Source organism: Ekhidna sp. (assembly GCF_963691765.1).
Classification (GTDB): Bacteria; Bacteroidota; Bacteroidia; order Cytophagales; family Cyclobacteriaceae; genus Ekhidna.
The window spans coordinates 3707611-3724210 of the sequence record NZ_OY829375.1 but is presented as its reverse complement, the minus strand read 5'-3'; the positions used below and the strand labels follow the sequence as shown (position 1 = coordinate 3724210).

17 protein-coding genes are annotated in these 16600 nt (G+C 39.0%); all 17 read right to left on the bottom strand.

What is annotated here, in order from left to right:
- Positions 1–57 precede the first annotated feature (57 nt).
- On the bottom strand, positions 58–309 hold the full coding sequence (locus tag ACY650_RS16835; protein ID WP_462254421.1) for a DUF983 domain-containing protein: 252 nt from the start codon (positions 307–309) through the stop codon (positions 58–60).
- Positions 310–376: 67 nt separating this feature from the next.
- Positions 377–628, bottom strand: coding sequence for a hypothetical protein (locus ACY650_RS16830; protein ID WP_462249203.1), 252 nt, complete (start codon positions 626–628; stop codon positions 377–379).
- 3 nt (positions 629–631) lie between these two features.
- Positions 632–1210: a DUF420 domain-containing protein gene (locus ACY650_RS16825; protein ID WP_462249201.1), complete on the bottom strand. Its 579-nt coding sequence runs from the start codon at positions 1208–1210 to the stop codon at positions 632–634.
- Positions 1188–1613, bottom strand: coding sequence for a hypothetical protein (locus tag ACY650_RS16820; RefSeq protein WP_462249199.1), 426 nt, complete (start codon positions 1611–1613; stop codon positions 1188–1190). The genes ACY650_RS16825 and ACY650_RS16820 overlap by 23 nt, the downstream gene beginning before the upstream one ends.
- 9 nt (positions 1614–1622) lie before the next feature.
- A complete protein-coding gene (locus tag ACY650_RS16815) occupies positions 1623–1952 on the bottom strand; it encodes a cytochrome C oxidase subunit IV family protein (RefSeq protein WP_462249197.1) in 330 nt (109 codons plus the stop codon).
- A 19-nt stretch (positions 1953–1971) separates the two neighbouring features.
- Complete coding sequence (locus ACY650_RS16810) at positions 1972–2718, bottom strand: cytochrome c oxidase subunit 3 (protein ID WP_462249195.1); 747 nt, start codon at positions 2716–2718, stop codon at positions 1972–1974.
- A 19-nt stretch (positions 2719–2737) separates the two neighbouring features.
- Positions 2738–3307: a cytochrome c oxidase subunit 3 gene (locus ACY650_RS16805; protein WP_462249193.1), complete on the bottom strand. Its 570-nt coding sequence runs from the start codon at positions 3305–3307 to the stop codon at positions 2738–2740.
- Positions 3304–4194: a heme o synthase gene (cyoE, locus tag ACY650_RS16800; protein WP_462249191.1), complete on the bottom strand. Its 891-nt coding sequence runs from the start codon at positions 4192–4194 to the stop codon at positions 3304–3306. The genes ACY650_RS16805 and cyoE overlap by 4 nt, the downstream gene beginning before the upstream one ends.
- A complete protein-coding gene (locus tag ACY650_RS16795; protein WP_462249189.1) occupies positions 4191–5210 on the bottom strand; it encodes a COX15/CtaA family protein in 1020 nt (339 codons plus the stop codon). Before ACY650_RS16795 ends, cyoE begins: the two co-directional genes overlap by 4 nt.
- Positions 5194–7056, bottom strand: coding sequence for a cytochrome c oxidase subunit I (locus ACY650_RS16790; protein WP_462249187.1), 1863 nt, complete (start codon positions 7054–7056; stop codon positions 5194–5196). Before ACY650_RS16790 ends, ACY650_RS16795 begins: the two co-directional genes overlap by 17 nt.
- A 6-nt stretch (positions 7057–7062) precedes the next feature.
- Positions 7063–8151 carry a cytochrome c oxidase subunit II gene (locus ACY650_RS16785; protein WP_462249185.1) on the bottom strand — a complete coding sequence of 363 codons (1089 nt, stop codon included), beginning with the start codon at positions 8149–8151 and terminating at the stop codon, positions 7063–7065.
- A gap of 16 nt (positions 8152–8167) precedes the next feature.
- Complete coding sequence (locus ACY650_RS16780; RefSeq protein WP_462249183.1) at positions 8168–9538, bottom strand: quinol:cytochrome C oxidoreductase; 1371 nt, start codon at positions 9536–9538, stop codon at positions 8168–8170.
- A gap of 9 nt (positions 9539–9547) precedes the next feature.
- A complete protein-coding gene (locus tag ACY650_RS16775; RefSeq protein ID WP_462249181.1) occupies positions 9548–10174 on the bottom strand; it encodes a c-type cytochrome in 627 nt (208 codons plus the stop codon).
- Between the two features lie 2 nt (positions 10175–10176).
- Positions 10177–10704 carry a DUF3341 domain-containing protein gene (locus tag ACY650_RS16770; RefSeq protein ID WP_462249179.1) on the bottom strand — a complete coding sequence of 176 codons (528 nt, stop codon included), beginning with the start codon at positions 10702–10704 and terminating at the stop codon, positions 10177–10179.
- Between the two features lie 11 nt (positions 10705–10715).
- A complete protein-coding gene (gene nrfD, locus ACY650_RS16765) occupies positions 10716–12092 on the bottom strand; it encodes an NrfD/PsrC family molybdoenzyme membrane anchor subunit (protein WP_462249177.1) in 1377 nt (458 codons plus the stop codon).
- Positions 12092–15196 (bottom strand): TAT-variant-translocated molybdopterin oxidoreductase, encoded by a 3105-nt coding sequence (locus tag ACY650_RS16760; protein WP_462249175.1) that lies wholly within the window; start codon positions 15194–15196, stop codon positions 12092–12094. The genes nrfD and ACY650_RS16760 overlap by 1 nt, the downstream gene beginning before the upstream one ends.
- A 29-nt stretch (positions 15197–15225) precedes the next feature.
- The gene (locus ACY650_RS16755) at positions 15226–16479 is read right to left on the bottom strand and encodes a cytochrome c3 family protein (protein ID WP_462249173.1); all 1254 of its coding nucleotides are present in this window, start codon (positions 16477–16479) and stop codon (positions 15226–15228) included.
- Positions 16480–16600 lie beyond the last annotated feature (121 nt).

Genomic DNA, 16600 nt, shown 5'->3' with positions numbered 1-16600 from the left:
ATTGAAAGCTTTTGATTCACAGGCTTGAATATACAATAATCACGCCTTATTCAACCATTACGTCTTCCAAATCAGATATAAGAAGACTACTCTGGCGTAACGAAAATTAAATGGGAATAATAACAGAGCTACTGCCAATATACTTATCAAGTAAATCGTAATGGCAGGATCATTGAAGAGATAGTAAAGAGCAATATAAGTTGCAATAAAGATTGCTGTAGAGAAACCATAGCTGACGTACATTGCGCCGTAAAAATTACCTGGTTCCTTCTCATACCTCAAACTACAATTAGGGCATGTTTTGTGCATGGAAGACATCTTCTTGATGTTTAACACTCCATGTGTAAATATCTCTCCCTCTCTGCAGCGAGGACATTTAGCCTTTAAGACGCTCGATAAGACTGACACTCTTAGTTGTTTTGCTGTATTTAAACCAAAGGAAAATAAGAATAAAAACTACGATGTAAGGGGTGAAAAACAGAAACATAATTCCATTGTTCAAACCTTCAGCCATAGAAGTTTCTCCTGCACTTACGTTGTTTTTTATTTGGGTTCTACACATGGCACATTGAGCCCAATTAATGAGTGGTGTTAGTACTGAAAATACAAGTAATAATGCCCTCTTCATAGATCAAAAGTAGTATGGCTTAATTAAGAAGTAAACAATAACACCAGTAATCGAAACATACATCCATACAGGGAAGGTATATTTCACCATCCTCCTATGCTTAGCAATTTGACCTGTTAATGCATAATAAAATGCGAACAACACAAATGGTACTACCAAAATTGAAAGAAGGATATGACTTGCTAGAATAACTAAATATACTATCCGATTAGTTCCCACAGCAGCCTTTTCTATCTCATCTACTATTCCATCATGATTTATATCACCAAACTTTACTGAAGGCACGTTTGAGTGATATAAAATATATGAGATCAAAAATCCCACTCCTAGGTATAACGAAGCAAACATAAATGCTCGATGTACCTCTACATTTCCTTTTTTTATTGCGATGAGCGCTGCCAATAAAGTCAATACTGTAAGAGAGTTGATAATGGCATGAACTGCTGGTAACAGTTTAACCCAATCTCCCGCTCCAAACTTTGCCGGAAATAATATTAAGAGAGCCACGACAATTGGTATCAAGATCGATACCAAGTATATAATTCTCAAATACGTTTTATTATCTGACAGTTCCTTTTCCATATGACTGCTGAAGAGCAAGAATGTCTAATTCTGTTAAAAGTTGATCTACTCCTTCTCTTGATAATTCATAAGCACCCCATAGACCTTTTTCATTGATCAATACAAGGTCAACATCTGACTGATTAATGCAATCGAAAAAGGATTGATTCTCATATACAAGATTTGCCTTACGCTTATTTGCTGCGTAGATAACTCGATTCATATAATTGGTTTCAACAACCGATAACGAATCACTTATAGATACAACAGTAATCTCGTTGAATTGTTGGCATTCCCTAGGCAACTCATTTAATAGACTTAATGAGAATCTATTATCTCCAAAAAGTTGAAGAATAAGATACCATCCTACTGGTATCAGGAATACAACAAATATGATTAAACGTTTAAGTCCTCTGCCTTTCAAGACATTTTATCAATAAAGCGCTTCCAGAATTGCACCACCTTGGTAAATCATTATGAAGATGAAGAATACCACGAAAAGCATTGGAAGCACGATAGACATCTTTAAAGATTTCTTTTCATGTCCAAGGTGCATAAACTCTGCTACAATATAGTATGCCTTAACTATCGTCAATGCAATAAATACGATGATTCTTACCCATTTATGTTCATGAGGTACAGTGAATGCAATACCGAATTCAACTGCTGTAATAATGGCTAAATACCACATTACTTTAAGGAAGTTCTTAACCTTAGCCTTGTTTACCGGCTGTACTTCGATTTGTGGAGTTTGCTGTTCCATTTATTTGTAAATGATAAGATTAAACAAGGTAAAAGAATGTGAATACAAAGACCCATACAAGATCTACAAAGTGCCAATAAAGGCCTACTTTTTCAACCATCTCATAATGTCCTCTCTTCTCAAGAATACCGACCGTAGCTTGATAGAATATGATAAAGTTGATTACTACCCCACTAAATACGTGGAAACCGTGGAACCCTGTAATAAAGAAGAATAACGCTGCAAAGTTTGGAGGACCATATTGATTCTCAGTTAGTCCAGCTCCCATTATTAAGTTTTCTACAGCATTCTTTGACATATCAGCACCGTGAATGAAGTGTCCCCATTCCCATGCCTGACATCCAAGGAATGTTAAACCTCCAAGAATTGTCCATAACATCCACTTCTCAACACCTTTTCTATCCATTCTTTCACCTGCCTCTACTGCCAAAACCATTGTCACACTACTGATGATTAGGATAAAGGTCATAATACCAACAAAAACCAATGGCAATTCTACACCATGCAGAAACGGCACAGCTTCATATACCTTTTCAGGGATCGGCCAATATTCTTGGGAGAACTTAAAATCAGCAACTGCACCTTCATATGCAGGGTGACTGAATCGTATGAGGCCATAAGTAATCAATAAAGCAGAGAACGTAAATGCATCTGACAATAGGAAAAACCACATCATCAGCTTGCCGTAGCTTGCTTTCATCGGTGAAACTCCACCGCCCCAAATGTTCTTTTTATCTTCTTCTACTATTACAGCCGTGTTAGCCATTCGTGTTAGATTTTGTAGGTTAATTATTGAGAATCAAAAATAAGTATAAATACAACCAAAGTCCACCAAGAAAATGCCAGAAAGTGGTACACATTTCTATTCTTACTAAACTCTTTGAATGAACCTTATAATTGAATGCTTTTGCTAGAACTATCAATAAGAAAATTATTGCCCCTATTAAATGAACTACGTGTAATCCAGTGAAGATATAAATGAATGAACTCGCTGGATTTCCAACAAAATAATATCCACCATCAACCAGTTGACCCCACGCTTTTATCTGTCCCACGATAAACACAATTGCTAATATTCCTGTTATCGCCAGTCCTATTCGAATATTTTTTATGTTATTTCTTTTAGCTGAAATGTATGCAAAATGCATCGTTATACTACTTAGGATAATAACTCCCGTTGTCCATTGGAACAATGAAGGAAACTCTATATATATCCAATCACCGATAGATTTTTTTACAATGTAAGCACTTGAAAGTGATATGAATATCATTATCACAGATACTAAGAACAGCCACATTGCAAATTTTTGTGGATGCATTGATCTTACCTTAGGTGCTTGTACTTCTCCAGTCATATCTTGTCTAATAAAAAGGTTATTTGAACAATGGGTAGATATATAAAAGACCCAAACATGATTCTCTTAGCTTTCTGATTTGAGATGTCTTTCATCAAACTAAAAGTCTGCGCCAAGAATAAAGTACCACAAATCGTTGCTACTACCCCACTTGTTAGTCCTGTTAAACCAAACAATGTTGGCAACAATCCTAATGGTAATAAAAACAATGTGTAGACCATTATGTTTATTGCAGTATTCAAATCTTTAGCACCACCACCGGGTAATAACTTGAATCCAGCTTTTTTATAATCTTCATCCGAAACCCAGGCTATGGCCCAAAAATGAGGAAACTGCCAGATAAACTGGATTCCAAATATGATCATGGCCTCGTAAGAAAGCACACCACTTGCTGCAGCCCAACCAATAAGTGGAGGTAATGCCCCCGGAACTGCCCCGACGAAAACGGCGATAGATCCAACTCGCTTCAAGGGTGTATAGACAAATGCATACAAAAGCAGAGATAAAAATGATAGCAATGTTGCTAACATATTGGTTGCTAAAAACATCAAAACAAGACCTATAATGCCTGTAACAACGCTAAACCAAATTGCTTCTGACTCAGTAATTCTATTTGAAGGTAAAGGTCGATCCTTTGTCCTCTTCATTATCGCATCATACTTCTGCTCAATCACTTGGTTGATTGTGACTGAAGAACCCGACACTAAAAATCCCGCGATTAAAAATATGATAAAATTCACCCACCCAATTAGGGTTTGACTCGCTAATGCATATCCAAAACCGGAGGAGAATACGACCAAAAAGGAAAGTCTTGGTTTAAGCAATTCGTAGTAAGCTTTTACCTTCTCAGCTGATGTAATGTCAATATGTGTAGCAGTAGAACTCACTTATCCAATTTGAGACGCAAAGTTAAATAAAACAGAAGGCTAAAGATGCCTACTGCAAAAATTAAATGCAGAGGTTGAAGCCAAAATGGAAAAGAAAACCTTGCCATTCCTATACCAGCAAACATTACTAATACAACCAAAATCACAATTTGCTTTGATGAGCGGATCATCCAAGCCTCATTGGAATTCTTTGACAAATAAAATAGGGCTATTGCACCTATCAGAAGAAGCCACGAATAAGAACGATGGACTAGAAAAATATCTGTTAAGCTATTTGCCCACTGATCTCTTCCTAATGTAGAAATCAATAAATCATCAATGGTACCTCTTACTTCTGTTCCCAGAATAAGCTGAGGAACGAATAAAACCGTCATCGCTATGCTAAGAACAAAAAGTTTAGAATTAGACACAGTACTCAACTCCTTTACACGTACATTCATCCAAATAAGAAGCGCTACTATTAATAAAGCGAGAAGCATATGAAATGTGATAAACCCGTGCAGCAAATTAGTAGAGACCACAAGCGATCCTACCCAACCTTGGAAACCTGTTAGGATAAAAATTGATATTCCCATAATAGGTATCCATACAGATGTCTTTCTGAAAGCGAAAGAGAATACCATGTTGAAAAAGACAAATAATCCAATTAAAACACCAACAAGCCTGTTTATATACTCTATCCAGGCTTTGGTAGTATCAAATTCTTGCTCTAGTAGCACCGCCGGATCTTCAGTTATTCTTTTGCTAAGTTCCTCATAACCCAAGCCATTAAAAAGATTAGCTAGACGTTCGTTTTTGCTGATCCGCTGTGCTCTGAAAATATCTTGATAATTATCAGGCAGCCCTTCGGAAGATGTTGGTGGAATGTATGAACCGAAGCATTTGGGCCAATCTGGACAGCCCATACCAGCACCCATAACACGCACAATACTTCCCACTAGTATCAGTACAAATACTGATACTAGTGTGATAGTATTAATTCTTAGAAAATTCTTTTTATTAATTAGCTTTTTCAACTCCTGTTAGATCTTCTTCCTTAGTTAGCTCGTTTTCATGCTCAAGGTTAGATTTAGGAGTGTGTGAATAAGGTACAGTTTGAGGTATGAAGTCCTCATCCGAACCAGGCTTACTATAGTCGTAAGGCCATCTGTAAACTTTAGGAATAGCTCCAACCCAGTTTCCGTGACCTGGGAATCTTGGAGTAGTCCACTCAAGTGTGTTAGATCTCCATGGATTCGCCGGTGCCAACTTACCTCTATATATTGAATAGAAGAAGTTAAAAAGGAATATAAACTGAGCTGCAAAAGTTAAAATAGCAGCAATACTTACTAGCGCATTCAGATCACCATATATGTTGAAAGTCTCAAAAGAGGTGAATGAATAGTATCTTCTTGGGAAACCGGCAATACCTATGTAGTGAAGTGGGAAGAACACCATATAAATCCCAACGAAAGAAAGCCAGAAATGAACTTTACCTAGTTTATCGTCCATCATTCTACCGAACATCTTAGGGAACCAGTGGTATACACCAGCAAGAAGGCCAAAGAATGAAGCACTACCCATTACAAGGTGAAAGTGAGCTACAACGAAGTAGGTATCGTGTAGATTAATATCTAGTACTGAATTTCCAAGGAAAATTCCTGTTAAGCCTCCAGATATAAAGAAGGATACCAAACCAATAGAAAATAACATTGCAGGTGTAAACACAATATTACCTTTCCAAAGTGTTGTGATGTAGTTGAATGCTTTTATCGCTGAAGGAACAGCAATTACCAATGTCAATATCGTAAACACAGATCCAAGGAAAGGATTCATCCCTGTTACGAACATGTGGTGAGCCCAAACAATGAACGATAAGAAACCGATACCTAACATTGATCCAATCATTGCTTTGTATCCAAAGATCGGCTTACGAGCATTGGTAGCTATGATCTCTGATGTGATTCCTAGTGCCGGAAGAATTACAATATATACTTCTGGGTGTCCAAGGAACCAAAATAAGTGTTGATATAGGATTGGACTACCTCCAACATTCGGAAGCGCCTCTCCAGCAATATAAATCTCAGACAAGTAAAAGCTTGTACCAAATGATCTATCAAAGATCAATAGTAAAGCAGCTGATAATAATACAGGGAATGATAGAAGTCCTAGTATCGCAGTAATGAAGAACGCCCATATTGTAAGCGGAAGCCTTGCAAAAGACATTCCTTGTGTTCTCATGTTGATTACTGTAGTGATATAATTGATCCCCCCTAGCAAAGATGACGCTATAAATAAGGCCATAGAAACCAACCATAAGGTCATTCCTGTACCTGATCCTTGAATTGCCTGCGGAAGTGCACTTAATGGCGGATAAACCGTCCATCCTCCACCTGCAGGTCCAGTTTCTATAAAAAATGAAATAAACATTACCACACTGGAAGCAAAGAAGAACCAGTAAGAAAGCATATTCATAAACCCTGAAGCCATATCACGTGCTCCAATCTGAAGTGGTATTAGGAAGTTTGAGAATGTACCACTCAAACCTGCTGTCAGTACGAAAAATACCATGATCGTACCATGCATTGTTACCAGTGCAAGGTAGAATTCAGCATCTAACTTACCATCAGTTGTAATCCACTGCCCAAGCATTGGACGTAACCACTCAAGGTCCATCTCTGGAAAACCTAATTGAAGGCGGAAAATGATAGAAAGACCCCCTCCTATCAATGCCCAGAAAATCCCTGTAATCAAGAACTGCTTCGCGATGGTCTTGTGATCAGTCGAGAAAATATACTTGCTTACAAACCCTTGCTCATGGTGATGATCATGATGATCATCGTGAGCTAAATCTTCCTGAAGTTGTATATCTGTTACTGACATATAATATTATTTAAAACTGCTTGCTGCAGTTGTAACTTTTTGTTCTTTCTCAATGTTTTCAATTCCTGCTGCAATTTTTGCCGCTTCTTTCAAATCCTCTGGCACTTCACTCAAATAGTCCGGATTAAGCTTCAGGAAAGTATTTTGTTGGTTCTCTTTGTACCACGAATCGTACTCATCTTGTTCAAGTACTACGATGATACCTTTCATACCATAGTGACTTTTCCCACAGATCTTGTTACAAACGAGTTCGTAATTAAAGTCAGGATTACCAGTGATTTCCCGCATTTCAGCTGTACTTACTGTAGGTGTAAACCAAAACCTTGTAGGCATTCCAGGCACGGCATTCATCTGCATTCTAAAGTGTGGGTTATAAACACTGTGGATTACATCCCTACCTCTGATCTTAAGGTGAACTGGTTTTCCTTTAGGAAGAACCAACTGTAGTGGCATAAAATCATCATGACCATTTTGATCATTGAAGTCAATCCCCATTGAATTGATATCATCAATTTTTCTGAAGTCATATCCACCTAGTTCTCCGTCCTTACCTGGATATCTAAAGGCCCAAGCATATTGATAACCCATTACTTCAATGACTTCCGCGTCTTCAGGGGCCGGACCTGTAACTACATTCCATTGCTTTAATCCTGAGATAATCAACCAAGCAAGTACGACAGCAGGAACAATTGTCCATATCATCTCTAACTTATTGTTATGCGGATAATAATGTGCCTTATTACTTTCCTTATATCTATACTTCCATCCAAATCCGAATAGAAAGATCTGAGTAACAATAAATACGAAAACAGTAATTGCCATTGTAATCCAGAAAAGATTTTCTGTAACTACTGCATGTTCAGAAGCAATTGGCAGGTTGTAATTATCATATTCCTTCATAGAGAAATAGAAGAACCCTGCTATTCCAGCTACTAAAAATAGAATGAAGAGAATACCTTGAAAGCTGTTACCAGCAGGTACATAGCTCTGCTTTTTATCCTTCTTTACAACATCAACTAACGTGGTGACGCGGTAAGCTGTAAATATTACAGCAATGATTAAAATGACCGCTATTACAATAATTAAATTGAGCATAATCTATCCCTACTTATTAAATATGATGATGCAAACTTTCTTTCAACATTGGGTGATTCTTCGCAAATAAAGGCGCCTTTGCTAGTGCATTGAATGTCACGTACAAGAAAGCGCTGGCATATACTAGAATCAAACCTATTTCCAAGAATCCAAAACCTCCATTATGTCCTACAGTACCTGGAGAAACCATTAGATAGAAATCTAACCAGTGACCAAATACGATTGCAGGACAAACAACTTTTAGAATTCTTGCGTGTCTCTTCGCATCTCTTGTCATTAAAACTAGGAATGGGAAGAAGAAGTTTAGAATTAAATTGATATAAAACACTGGAGCGTAGTGATCATCTTTCCATCGCTCCAAGAAATACACGGTTTCTTCTGGAATGTGTGCATAGTAAATCAATAAGAATTGAGAGAACCACACGTAAGTCCAGAAAATAGTAAAGGCAAAAACAAACTTTCCTAAGTCATGAATATGATTTTCATTAACCACCGAAAGCAGTCCTTTATCTTTCAACATTACAACAATGAAAAGAGATAGTGCCAAACCAGCTACCCACCAGCTTGCGAATGCATACCATCCAAACATAGTACTGAACCAGTGAACGTCTATTGACATAATCCAATCCCAAGCTGACATTGAAGACGATACTGCAAAGAATACAAGGAAAATAGCAGATGTAGATCTTAATTTATACCAGCTTGTAGTTCCCCCTTCAATATCTTCTGAAAATGCTAATGATCTTAATTTTCTGAAAAGCAAATACCAAACTGCAAAGAATATCACAAGTCTAGCAACCCAGAATAATGGAAACTCTCCTCCTCCTAATGGCCAGAAGAAATAAGGTGATTTTCCTTTTACAATTTCATCCCCACCAACCTCTGCATATAAATCCGCATGTGTCCAGTGAAACAAGTCATACTTACCTACAAGAAATACAACTAACATTAAAACGAATGCAATTGGTAACCAGCTTCCAAATGCAAATGGAATTCTTTTTATTCCTGCAGACCAACCTGCTTGAGCAGCATATTGTATAGCGAAGAAGAAAACTCCTATTATGGCTAATCCTGCAAAGAACACATTGTTGATCCAGAGATTCGACAAAAGTCTTTTAACTGATGAGCTGCTACCGTGATGTCCACCTTCACCATGCCCCTCTTCAGCGTGACTATCTTCTGATCCGTGTCCTTCAGCGGTGTACGGTTCTTCACCGTGATCAGAAACAACTTCAGCATGATCTTCATCGCCATGACTACTACCATGACCATCACCTGAACCTAATGTAAAATAGCCTAGCACTGAAAGCACAACACCGACCACCAATGTGATTAGTAGGCGCTTCTTGGCAGTAGCAGTAAATTCATATCTTTCTTCTGTTACCATGAGTAGACTTTAGTTCTTCTTTTGCAATTCTTTAACATATCGGGCAATTCTCCATCTATCTTCAGGGCTAACCTGAGATCCATGAGCTCCCATTAAACCTTTACCATAAGTGATCACATGGAAAATATGACCTTCAGTAATTTCTGTATATGATGCTCCATTTAGGTTTGCAACACCGGCATAAGCCTCGGCAACCAAACCATCACCATTTCCTTTTTCGCCATGACAATGCTTACAATAGCTATCATATGCTACCTTTCCTTGCTTCACCACATTTGCATCATCAGCTGGGTATGGGCTAACCAATGTAGCCGCAGCTTCTTCTAAATCATCTTTTCCTAATCGAACAGGTAACAGTTGGCCCCTTCTAACAGTATTGGCAACTGGCTCACGCATATTCATTTTAAACTGATTGTACGGGTTAGAATTATAAAACTCTCCGTGTCCGTCTTCATCATTCGAATCAAGCCATGTCCCAGCATTCTCATCTTGAATTTGAGTCAGAGGCTCGTAAGGAGTTGAATGATACATTTGAGGAGCATACTCCAAGCCAGTATCATCGACACCTGCTGCACATGAAGCTACTAGTGCTCCAATTGTGATAATTCCTAAATATCTAAATGCCTTTAGTCTCATTATCATTCAAATGTTTTGTTGTTAACCTCAGTAGCTCCACTACCCTGCAATACTTTCTTAATATCAGCCTCAGACTTGTCATTTCCATCTAAATCAATAGCCATAACATGCTTATCATCTGTAATTCTGATGTCATAAATTCTTGGCTTACCCCAAGGTTTAAGATTGGAAATCACAAAGAAGGTTCCTACCATTCCAAATGATGCTAATAGAACTGTCATTTCGAAAGTAACTGGAATGAATGATGGAATTGGAATGTAATCTTTACCACCAATTATCATTGGCCAATCTACGCCCATCATACCAACCATCATGGTCAAAGCCAATGTAGTACCTGTGATTCCGAACATAAATGCTGCTACAGATAACCAGCTTCTCTTATACCCCAGAACATCTTCGATTCCGTGTACAGGAAACGGTGAATAAACTTCTTCGATTTTTACACCTGACTCCCGAACAGTCTTGATTGCATCCATCAAAACATCTTCATCGTCATAGACGCCCAGTACGTAATTCGTTCCTTGAGACATAATCTATCTTTTTATTTAGCCGACTGAGTCGGTTTTTCTCCAGTTGCTTTAATAATACTCTTAACCTCAGCCATGTTAATTACAGGGAAGAACTTAGCGAATAAGAAGAACGCTGTAAAGAACAATCCGAAGGTGAAAACATATACTCCAATATCATACATGGTTGGGTAGAACATCGCCCAACTTGACGGAAGAAAATCCCTATGAAGTGAAGTAACAATAATTACAAATCGCTCGAACCACATTCCAATGTTTACAATAATCGAGATCACGAATGTTGCTGCAAGATTTGTTCTAATTTTCTTAAACCAGAAGAGCTGTGGAGAAATCACATTACAAGTCATCATTGACCAGTATGCCCACCAGTAAGGTCCTGTCGCTCTATTGATAAATGCGTATTGCTCAGCTTCTACACCAGAATACCACGCAATGAAGAATTCTGTTATGTAGGCAATACCTACAATCGATCCAGTGACTATGATGATGATATTCATCAACTCTACGTGCTGAATGGTAATGTAGTCTTCTAATTTGTATACTTTCCGTGTTACCAACAGTAGTGTCAATACCATTGCAAATCCTGAGAAGATAGCCCCTGCCACAAAGTATGGAGGGAAAATAGTCGTGTGCCATCCAGGTATTACTGAAGTAGCAAAGTCAAAGGATACAATCGTATGTACTGAAAGTACAAGTGGAGTAGCAAGACCTGCCAATACTAAAGACACAGTTTCGTAATGAGACCAAGTTTTAGCTCCTCCTGTCCATCCGAAGCTAAGTGCTCCGTAAACAGCTTTTGATATTTTGTTTTGAGCTCTATCTCTGATTGTAGCAAAATCAGGAATTAATCCAATGTACCAGAATACCAGAGAAACGGAGAAGTATGTCGAGATCGCAAATACATCCCAAAGAAGCGGTGAGTTAAAATTCACCCATAAAGAACCAAATGTATTCGGTAATGGTAATGCCCAATAGAAGCCCAACCAAGGACGCCCCATGTGTAATACTGGGAACATAGCCGCACAGATTACAGCGAAAATTGTCATCGCCTCAGAAGCTCTGTTAATTGACATCCTCCATCGTTGACGGAAAAGAAGTAGTACAGCCGATATTAGCGTTCCGGCGTGACCAATACCAACCCACCAAACGAAGTTAGTAATATCCCATGCCCATCCGACAGTTTTATTAAGACCCCACATTCCAATTCCATCCCAAAGGGTAATTGCTACTGCATACCCTCCAGCAAGGAGAAGTGCTAAAGAGACCGCCATAGCAAGCATCCACGTTACCGTAGGTTTTTGCTCTACTCTTCCAGCAATATCCTCAGAAACATCGTGGACTGTCTTTCCACCCGTTACTAAGGGTATCCGTACTTCTGATTCTGCGTGCATTATGCTTCTTGTTTATCGTTTTCGTCTTTATTTCTGATTTTAGTGAGATACCAAACATTTGGCATTACTCTTAGCTCTTCAAGTACGTGATAAGCTCTATCCTCTGTAGCCTCTACACTCTTCTCGTTGTACTTAAGCTTCAATGTTTTAGAAATTCTGCTTTCTGGATCTTTCATGTCTCCGAATACAAGTGCATCGGTAGGACAAGATTTCGCACAAGCTGTTTGAATTTCTCCATCAACAGGTCTTCTTCCTTCTTTCTTCGCATCAAGCTTTCCAGTTTGGATTCGCTGAACACAGAAAGTACATTTTTCCATTACCCCTCTTGCTCTCACTGTCACATCTGGATTAAGAACCATCTTACCTAGATCATTATTCATTGGTAAGTTGTCAGCAAATTTTGCATTGTCGTGGTACTTGAACCAGTTGAATCTTCTTACTTTATAAGGACAGTTGTTCGCACAATATCTTGTTCCGATACATCTGTTGTAAGTCATTTGATTAAGGCCTTCACTACTATGAGTAGTTGCAGCAACAGGACAAACAGTCTCACAAGGAGCGTTATTACATTGCTGGCACATCATAGGTTGGAAAGTAACTTCCGGATTTTCAACAGAAGCAAGCTCTTTTTGCTTCACTTCCATTAGATCCGCACCTCCATACTGACCAAGCTCTTTCTCAGAACGAGAGCTATAGTATCGATCAATTCTGATCCAGTGCATCTCTCTCCTATTCAGAACCTCTTCTTTACCTACAACAGGGATATTGTTTTCCGTCTGACAGGCAACTGTACATGTTCCACATCCAGTACAAGAGTTTAAATCCACAATCATCCCCCAGTGGTGATTTGGATACTCATGTCCTTTCCAAAGTGAAACAGCGTGAGGTCGAACTTTCGATCCATCCGCTTTTGATATCATTGGGAAATTTCTTCCAGCCTGAGGATCTTTTTGATACTTGCTTAAGATAGATTCCTGAATAACAGTTTCTCTACCTGCATATGTCTGAGATGTCTGAGTTTGAGCAACCTTGCGATCTTCACCAGTTAGCTCAAGTGTAGCTTTACCATTGTATCTCAAGCCATCAGCAGAACTGCTAACCAATTGGTAAGCATTCACTCCAATTCCATTTCCTACTTTACCAGCCTTGGTTCTTCCATACCCTACTGCTAATCCAACTGTACCATAAGCCTGTCCTGGTTGAGGAACAACAGGAGCTGTCACTGACTTTCCATTTACAGTTAAAGTAGCAACCTTGTAGTCCATGTCGCCTCCTTTAATATTCCATTCATTCTCCATTGCTTGAGCAAGTGAGACTGTGAAATAGTTATCCCAACATGCTTTAGTAATTGGATCAGGCATTTCTTGCAACCATGGATTGTTGGCTTGAACACCATCACCTACGGAGTAGTTAGTGTAAAGCGCAAGCTCAAGTCCTTCAGACTTGGCTGAATATCCTTTTAGATTTCCTCCAACAACTACAGCATCCACAGCAACTGAACCTGCTTCAGATGAAGCCTCGGCGTTGTAGAAACCATCGTGTAGGCACTTATCGAAGAAACCATCAAAATCACCAGAAGCTAATGGTTGCCATCCTTCTCTCATAAAATCATAATAAGAAGAAGTATTGTCCGACCATCTTAGGAATGATTCCTGTGCTTGTCTGGTATTAAATATGTTTTGAATTGTTGGTTGAGATAGTGTGATATGACCAGTAACCGGCTCAAAATCATTCCATGATTCGAGATAATGATGGTCTGGAGTAATATACTTCACAGAACTGCTAGTCTCATCCAATCTATCTGAGGTTGAAATAGTTGTTTTCACTTTTCCAAGTGAACTAACCAACTGACCTCCCATTGAGTGATCATATGCAGGATTACAGTTATAGAAAATTACTGTACCTACAGATCCAGCTTTAACTTCATTGACTAATCTCCCGAAAGCAGCGTCGTCACCTTTTCTTGTATTTATACTTTTAGCTAAATCAATAGTACTACCGTAGCTCTGAAGCAGATCATTGATAGCAATAACTAAAAGTTGCACATTCTTGTCGTTAGATCCACTAACTACAATTGATTTTCCTCTAGACTTCCAGAGATCGTTAGCAGCTTTTTCCAGGATCACTGAATCTTCAATTCTTCCGACACCAGTGGTCGCAGCACCAGCCTTTTGAGCAATCAAGTTGTACAGGTTAGCCACATATAATCCTTCTTGAGAAGGCTTAATTGGTTGTCTATAGTCTGCGTTAGATCCTGTCAAAGAAAGGTTAGACTCAAAAGAGTAAAGTCTCGACATCTCTTTCTTATCCGGTCCAAGCTTTCTAGTAGCAGCGAACTGCTTATTGTTTAATGCCTGATTTGGCCAGCTGCCTAAAAAGTCAGCAGTGATGGATACGATTGTCTCTGCTTTTGAGAAGTCATGCATTGGCAGACTTCTGTTCCCAGCAGCTTCTCCATAAGCATCAAGTAAGCCGCTCATTGAGAATGCGTCGTATTGAATATGATCTACTTCTCCATATTTTTCACTTAGCACCTGAATAGCACGCATGGTGCTTGGGCTACAGTTAGAATATGACACTATTGCTATTTTACCGCTATTAGCAGCTAGCTCAGTTTTAATTCTTTCATCGATGGTATCCCAATCTGAATCTTCACCACCAATTTTTGGATTTTGAAGACGCTCTCCATCATAAAGTGAAAGTACAGAAGATTCAACTTGAGTTGTTGTCCCTCCTTTACTGATCATTGAAAGATCGTTTCCTTCTACTTTTATCGGTCTCCCTTCGCGAGTCTTAACGACTACAGAAGCTACATCACTACCCATCGCATACGTTGACGCATAATAATTAGCTACACCCGGATCAACATCTACGGGCTTGTTAACGTAAGGAATTGCCTTTCTTACCGGAGCTTCACAAGCTGCTAATGACACAGCTGCTACTCCAAATCCCATCATCTTTAAAAAATCTCTTCTGGATGGCTCTCCATTGTCACCACCATTGATCGGTAAATATTCTGGGAATTCTTTTGAAGCTCTAGCTTGGAAATCTGCAGTGTTTTCCAGTTGCTCTACCCCTTTCCAGTATTTCTTAGTTTCTTTCATTACTCTTTTAGATCAGCTGTTCACGAATATTAGTAGTGACATTTAGCACATTCAAGCCCTCCGATATCTTCTACCTTCATTGGCTTCTTGCTTTGCTCTGAATGGAGCTTCACAAGCTTGTCGTAATACTCGTTTCCTTTCGTATTTACATCTGTTTCTCTGTGACAATTGATACACCATCCCATTGTTAGTGTAGAGTATTGATATACAACTTCCATTTCCTTAACAGGGCCATGGCAAGTTTCACACTCTAAACCACCTACATTCACGTGTTGTGAGTGATTGAAGTATGCAAGATCAGGTAGGTTGTGAATTCTCACCCACTCAATTGGTTTTGTATCTGTACCGTAAGTTTTTGTTTCAGGGTCGTAATCGATCGCAGCGTAAATCTTCGCAATCTCTTCAGATTCTGTCTTCACCTGTGTATGGCAATTCATACAGATGTTTGGTGAAGGTATGTTTGCTGATTTCGACTTATTAACACCCGTGTGGCAGTATTGGCAATCGATTTCATACTGTCCTGCATGAATCTCATGCGAGAATGCAATTGGTTGTGTCGGCTGATATCCTTGCTGTACACCTATGGTAAACGCTCCGTCTATTAAGGTCTTGAGGACGATGATAGTAAAGACAAATATTACAAGGCCTACAAAGTTGTTACTCTTAAGAAAAGCCCCAACATTAAATTCTTGTGAAACGATCTCTTGCTCAGCTTCGTCTAGCCCTTTAACATCTTTAAGATGCTTCACTAACGTTTTCGCCGCAATAATTAAGGCAACTACCGCCAGTGCAAGAACCACCACCAAGATGATGATGACAGCTATTAAGTAAGAAGATGATACAGCATCACCTCCCCCAGGTTGACTAGGATCAACAACTACTTCTGCAACCGGAGGTCCTTTAGCAGTTTCAGCATTAATGTAAGCCAACAACTCCATGACTTCATCGTCATTGAATGGGAAAGCCTGCATCAGTGTTTGGTTATACTCTTCGTATAAAGCAACTGCATCTTCATCGCCTGTAGCAATAAGTGCTTGAGAATTTTTAATCCAAGAGTTTAACCACTCTACTGATCTTCTTTCTGTTACTCCATTAAGAGCTGGACCAATGCGAACTTCCCATATTCTGTGACACGTGGTACAGTTGGTTTTGAAGGTCGCTTCACCTGCAGCTATAACGCTTTCGTCTGTTGAAATTTCCTGAGCGGTAACGCTCGATGATATAAATAATCCAAAGGCAATGCCTAGGAAGATTTTGGTTAGTTTCGGTGTTGTTTTAAACATGTATTCCGATGGGCTTGAGATCAAACGCGTACAAAAGTAACATTGGGTTGTTGCATTTCAAAGGTAGGTCATATCCCCTATTCGCACTCAATGATCCATGTTTCGTAACGCGATGATATTC

Excerpts from the sequence above, each read along its gene's own strand:
- ACY650_RS16835 (WP_462254421.1), bottom strand. The coding sequence starts at position 309 with ATGCACAAAACATGCCCTAATTGTAGTTTGAGGTATGAGAAGGAACCA.
- ACY650_RS16830 (WP_462249203.1), bottom strand. The coding sequence starts at position 628 with ATGAAGAGGGCATTATTACTTGTATTTTCAGTACTAACACCACTCATT.
- ACY650_RS16825 (WP_462249201.1), bottom strand. The coding sequence starts at position 1,210 with ATGGAAAAGGAACTGTCAGATAATAAAACGTATTTGAGAATTATATAC.
- ACY650_RS16815 (WP_462249197.1), bottom strand. The coding sequence starts at position 1,952 with ATGGAACAGCAAACTCCACAAATCGAAGTACAGCCGGTAAACAAGGCT.
- ACY650_RS16810 (WP_462249195.1), bottom strand. The coding sequence starts at position 2,718 with ATGGCTAACACGGCTGTAATAGTAGAAGAAGATAAAAAGAACATTTGG.
- ACY650_RS16805 (WP_462249193.1), bottom strand. The coding sequence starts at position 3,307 with ATGACTGGAGAAGTACAAGCACCTAAGGTAAGATCAATGCATCCACAA.
- ACY650_RS16790 (WP_462249187.1), bottom strand. The coding sequence starts at position 7,056 with ATGTCAGTAACAGATATACAACTTCAGGAAGATTTAGCTCACGATGAT.
- ACY650_RS16785 (WP_462249185.1), bottom strand. The coding sequence starts at position 8,151 with ATGCTCAATTTAATTATTGTAATAGCGGTCATTTTAATCATTGCTGTA.
- ACY650_RS16780 (WP_462249183.1), bottom strand. The coding sequence starts at position 9,538 with ATGGTAACAGAAGAAAGATATGAATTTACTGCTACTGCCAAGAAGCGC.
- ACY650_RS16775 (WP_462249181.1), bottom strand. The coding sequence starts at position 10,174 with ATGAGACTAAAGGCATTTAGATATTTAGGAATTATCACAATTGGAGCA.
- ACY650_RS16770 (WP_462249179.1), bottom strand. The coding sequence starts at position 10,704 with ATGTCTCAAGGAACGAATTACGTACTGGGCGTCTATGACGATGAAGAT.
- nrfD (WP_462249177.1), bottom strand. The coding sequence starts at position 12,092 with ATGCACGCAGAATCAGAAGTACGGATACCCTTAGTAACGGGTGGAAAG.
- ACY650_RS16760 (WP_462249175.1), bottom strand. The coding sequence starts at position 15,196 with ATGAAAGAAACTAAGAAATACTGGAAAGGGGTAGAGCAACTGGAAAAC.
- ACY650_RS16755 (WP_462249173.1), bottom strand. The coding sequence starts at position 16,479 with ATGTTTAAAACAACACCGAAACTAACCAAAATCTTCCTAGGCATTGCC.